Origin of the sequence: Phormidium pseudopriestleyi FRX01, assembly GCF_017313335.1 — a bacterium.
Taxonomy (GTDB): Bacteria; Cyanobacteriota; Cyanobacteriia; order Cyanobacteriales; family Laspinemataceae; genus Laspinema; species Laspinema pseudopriestleyi.
The window spans coordinates 1-4,038 of the sequence record NZ_JAFLQW010000022.1 but is presented as its reverse complement, the minus strand read 5'-3'; the positions used below and the strand labels follow the sequence as shown (position 1 = coordinate 4,038).

Sequence of the window (4,038 nt, the reverse complement as noted above, 5' to 3'; positions counted from 1 at the left end):
GGTTCTGGTGTCGGTTCTGGTGTCGGTTCTGGTGTCGGTTCTGGGGGCGGGTTATAAGTGGGGTCTACAATGACGATCGCCTTGGATGCTTTCAGGTCCCCCCGGACTAACCGCGATAGGGTGTCTTTGCCTTTCGGTTGATAGTCGATCGCCTGGACGGTGGTATTAAAGGCATTGTTGACGGGATTGCCTTTCTCATCCAGGAATTCCACCTTGACCCAGTTTTTCCCTTTCTTAAATCCTTTCAGATAAATCGGGTCCCAGCGATCGAGGACAAAGCTTTCTCCATTAATCGTGACCCGAATCCGCCAGTCGGCAATTTCATCCGTGACATTTTCTTGGGCGACTAGGTGTAATGGCGCATTGGTCAAGTAGAAGTCCAGCATAATCGGTTCTGCACCATAACTCCCTTGGGGACGGCTGTAAGTCAGCAGGGGTTTGGTGGGATCCGGTTGGTTGTCTTCACTAGGGGCAAACAGGTGAAAGGTGGTTTGGGCGTAGGCCCCTTCATTTTTAAAACTTTCATGCCAGGGACGGGAGGCGAAGACTCGGAGGGTGTGGGTCCCTGGTTCTAAGTCGGTTAAGACGATGGGTTCCCTGATGTCGTAAATGGCTTGATAGGGATGGTGGTCCAAGAAGAGATGCAGGTGGGGTCCTAGGCCGAGGTCCTGATTTTTAAACAGGGGCAAATCCCGCACCTGGAGTTGGACGGCAACGGTACTATCGTCCAGGACTGCCCCGGGTTGGGGGCTTAATATCTGGACTTGGGGTTGATATTGGTCTAAGGCGAGTCTGAGTTTTTGAATTTCTTCCGGGGGAGAGACTTCGGAGATTTGGGACTCGCTGTCGATGAGGACGGCTTGGGAGGCTTCGACGTTGGGGGGGGCTTCGATGCGATCGCTACAGGCCCCTAAGCCCAACAGGAGGATGATGGCGGCGATCGCCGACAGTAACGATTTGACAATAGGCGATCGCAAATTTCTACCTAGCACTTAGTAATTCTCCTATATGAGATCAACCATGAAAATTTGTTAAGTCTTTCCATAAATAAAACCAATGATGGGCAATTTGCCCTCATCAGGAGATGAAAGGCGATCGCAGCGGTGAAAACAGACAATCCGAGTCCCGGCTTAAATGCCCTGGAAACCGCCCGACTCCTGACATCCCCTCATCTGGCAATTGTACGCCAGTAAATCGCCTACCACCTATCCGAGGCAAGTATTAAGTTATGTTAATTTATGCCCCAACCTCTTGACTTTTTCACAACCCTTTGAAATACCAAGCCAATTCCCGATTAAATTTTGGCTAATTTGAATTATTGTTAAGCAGCGTATTCAGATAACCGAGGTGGCCTTATAATGCACGAACAGAAGCCTCTAAGGTTGTCTTGCTCGACAGACCAGCATTTTGCTGGATTTTTACAGCAGTTACTACACAAAATCCCGAGTTTGGATTAAACTAACAAACTTAAGAACCCTTAAAAGGTTTTTTAAAAAGTTGTAAGCCACCCAACACTCACCTTTGGTAGTGAACCGTTGCATTACGAGCAACACCTTGGGTGGAATGTAAATTAGGTCCTTGTCTAGAGAGAGGAGAGTCTCGATGACGATTAGCCCTCCAGAGCGAGAGGCAAAAGTCAAGGTAACGGTGGATAAAGATCCCGTTCCCACCTCATTCGAGAAGTGGGCCAAACCAGGTCACTTTGACCGTACCTTGTCTCGCGGGCCCAAAACCACCACGTGGATTTGGAACCTGCACGCTAATGCTCATGATTTCGATAGTCACACCAGCGATTTAGAAGACGTATCGCGCAAAATTTTTAGCGCACACTTCGGCCACCTGGCTGTAATCTTCATCTGGTTAAGCGGCGCCTATTTCCACGGTGCCAAATTTTCCAACTATGAAGCATGGCTGACGGACCCGACTGGCATTAAACCCAGTGCACAAGTGGTCTGGCCGATCTTCGGACAAGAAATTTTAAACGCCAACGTTGGCGGTGGATTCCACGGTATTCAGATCACCTCTGGCTTATTCCAGTTGTGGCGTGCCTCTGGTATCACCAATGAGTTTCAACTCTACTGCACCGCGATCGGTGGATTGGTGATGGCAGCGCTGATGCTGTTCGCCGGTTGGTTCCATTATCACAAACGCGCTCCCAAACTGGAATGGTTCCAGAACGTGGAGTCGATGATGAACCATCACCTGGCTGGATTACTCGGTCTCGGCTCATTGGGCTGGGCGGGTCACCAAATTCACGTCTCTTTGCCGATCAACAAGCTCCTGGATTCTGGGGTGAATGCGAAAGACATTCCCTTACCCCACGAGTTCATTTTGAACCCGAGCTTGATGACCCAGCTTTATCCGAGCGTGGATTGGGGATTCTTCAAAGGAGTAATTCCGTTCTTCACCCTCAACTGGGGCGTTTACAGCGACTTCCTCACCTTCAAAGGTGGCTTGAACCCCGTTACCGGCGGTTTGTGGTTGACGGATACGGCACACCATCATGTGGCGATCGCCGTTCTGTTCATCATCGCAGGCCATATGTACCGGACCAACTGGGGTATCGGTCACAGCATGAAGGAAATCATGGAAGCCCATAAAGGTCCTTTCACTGGTGAAGGCCACAAGGGTCTTTACGAAATCCTGACCACCTCCTGGCACGCGCAACTCGCCATCAACTTGGCGATGATGGGTTCTTTGAGCATCATCGTTGCCCATCATATGTATGCGATGCCTCCGTATCCATACATCGCCACCGACTACCCAACTCAGTTGTCCCTGTTCACCCACCATATGTGGATTGGCGGCTTCCTGATTGTCGGTGCAGGTGCTCACGCATCCATCTTCATGGTGCGCGACTACGATCCGGCTAAGAACGTCAACAACTTGCTCGATCGCGTCCTGCGTCACCGTGATGCCATCATCTCTCACCTGAACTGGGTCTGTATGTTCCTGGGCTTCCATAGCTTCGGGTTGTACGTTCACAACGACACCATGAGAGCGTTTGGTCGTCCCCAAGATATGTTCTCGGACTCGGGCATTCAACTTCAGCCCATCTTTGCCCAATGGGTGCAAAACCTGCACCTCTTGGCTCCCGGTAGCACTGCGCCGAACGCCCTAGCACCCGCTAGCTTCGCCTTCGGTGGAGATGTGATCGCGGTTGGTGGAAAGGTTGCCATGATGCCGATTACCCTCGGTACCGCAGACTTCCTGATTCATCACATCCACGCTTTCACGATTCACGTTACCGTTTTAATCCTGCTCAAAGGGGTTCTGTTTGCCCGTAACTCTCGTCTGGTTCCAGATAAGAGCGAACTCGGCTTCCGCTTCCCTTGCGACGGCCCCGGTCGTGGCGGCACCTGTCAAGTTTCCGGTTGGGACCATGTGTTCCTCGGTCTGTTCTGGATGTACAACTCCCTCTCCATTGTGATTTTCCACTTTAGCTGGAAGATGCAGTCAGATGTGTGGGGTGCAGTTTCTCCGGATGGCTCCGTCGCTCATATTACCGGCGGTAACTTTGCTCAAGGCTCAATCACCATTAATGGTTGGTTGCGCGACTTCCTGTGGGCGCAAGCCTCTCAGGTGATTCAATCCTACGGAACTGCTTTATCCGCCTACGGTCTACTGTTCCTCGGCGCTCACTTTGTGTGGGCATTCAGCCTGATGTTCCTGTTCAGCGGTCGCGGCTACTGGCAAGAACTGATTGAATCCATTGTTTGGGCACATAACAAACTGAAAGTTGCCCCGGCAATTCAGCCTCGCGCTCTGAGTATCATTCAAGGACGTGCGGTTGGGGTTGCTCACTATCTCTTAGGAGGTATTGTGACGACCTGGGCATTCTTCCTGGCCCGCATTATTGCAGTCTCAGGATGATAGCGAGGAGGAGCTAAAAAAAACATGGCAACAAAATTCCCAAAATTTAGCCAAGACCTCGCGGCAGACCCGACAACACGTCGGATTTGGTACGGGATTGCAACCGCCCACGACTTTGAAAGCCATGACGGAATGACCGAGGAAAATCTTTACCAAAAGATTTTC

Annotated in this window: 3 protein-coding genes; 2 read left to right on the top strand and 1 reads right to left on the bottom strand. The window is 51.0% G+C overall.

What is annotated here, in order from left to right:
- Nucleotides 1–992 (bottom strand): hypothetical protein (locus J0895_RS00810; RefSeq protein WP_207086249.1); only part of this gene is annotated, 992 nt, incomplete at its 3' end.
- Between the two features lie 610 nt (nt 993–1,602).
- On the opposite strand from J0895_RS00810, the gene psaA reads away from it, so the two are divergent.
- Together psaA and J0895_RS00800 are read left to right on the top strand one after the other, a co-directional pair.
- Complete coding sequence (psaA, locus tag J0895_RS00805; RefSeq protein ID WP_207086248.1) at nt 1,603–3,873, top strand: photosystem I core protein PsaA; 2,271 nt, start codon at nt 1,603–1,605, stop codon at nt 3,871–3,873.
- Nucleotides 3,874–3,897: 24 nt separating this feature from the next.
- The coding region (locus J0895_RS00800) for a hypothetical protein (protein WP_207086250.1) at nt 3,898–4,038 on the top strand (141 nt) is incomplete at its 3' end.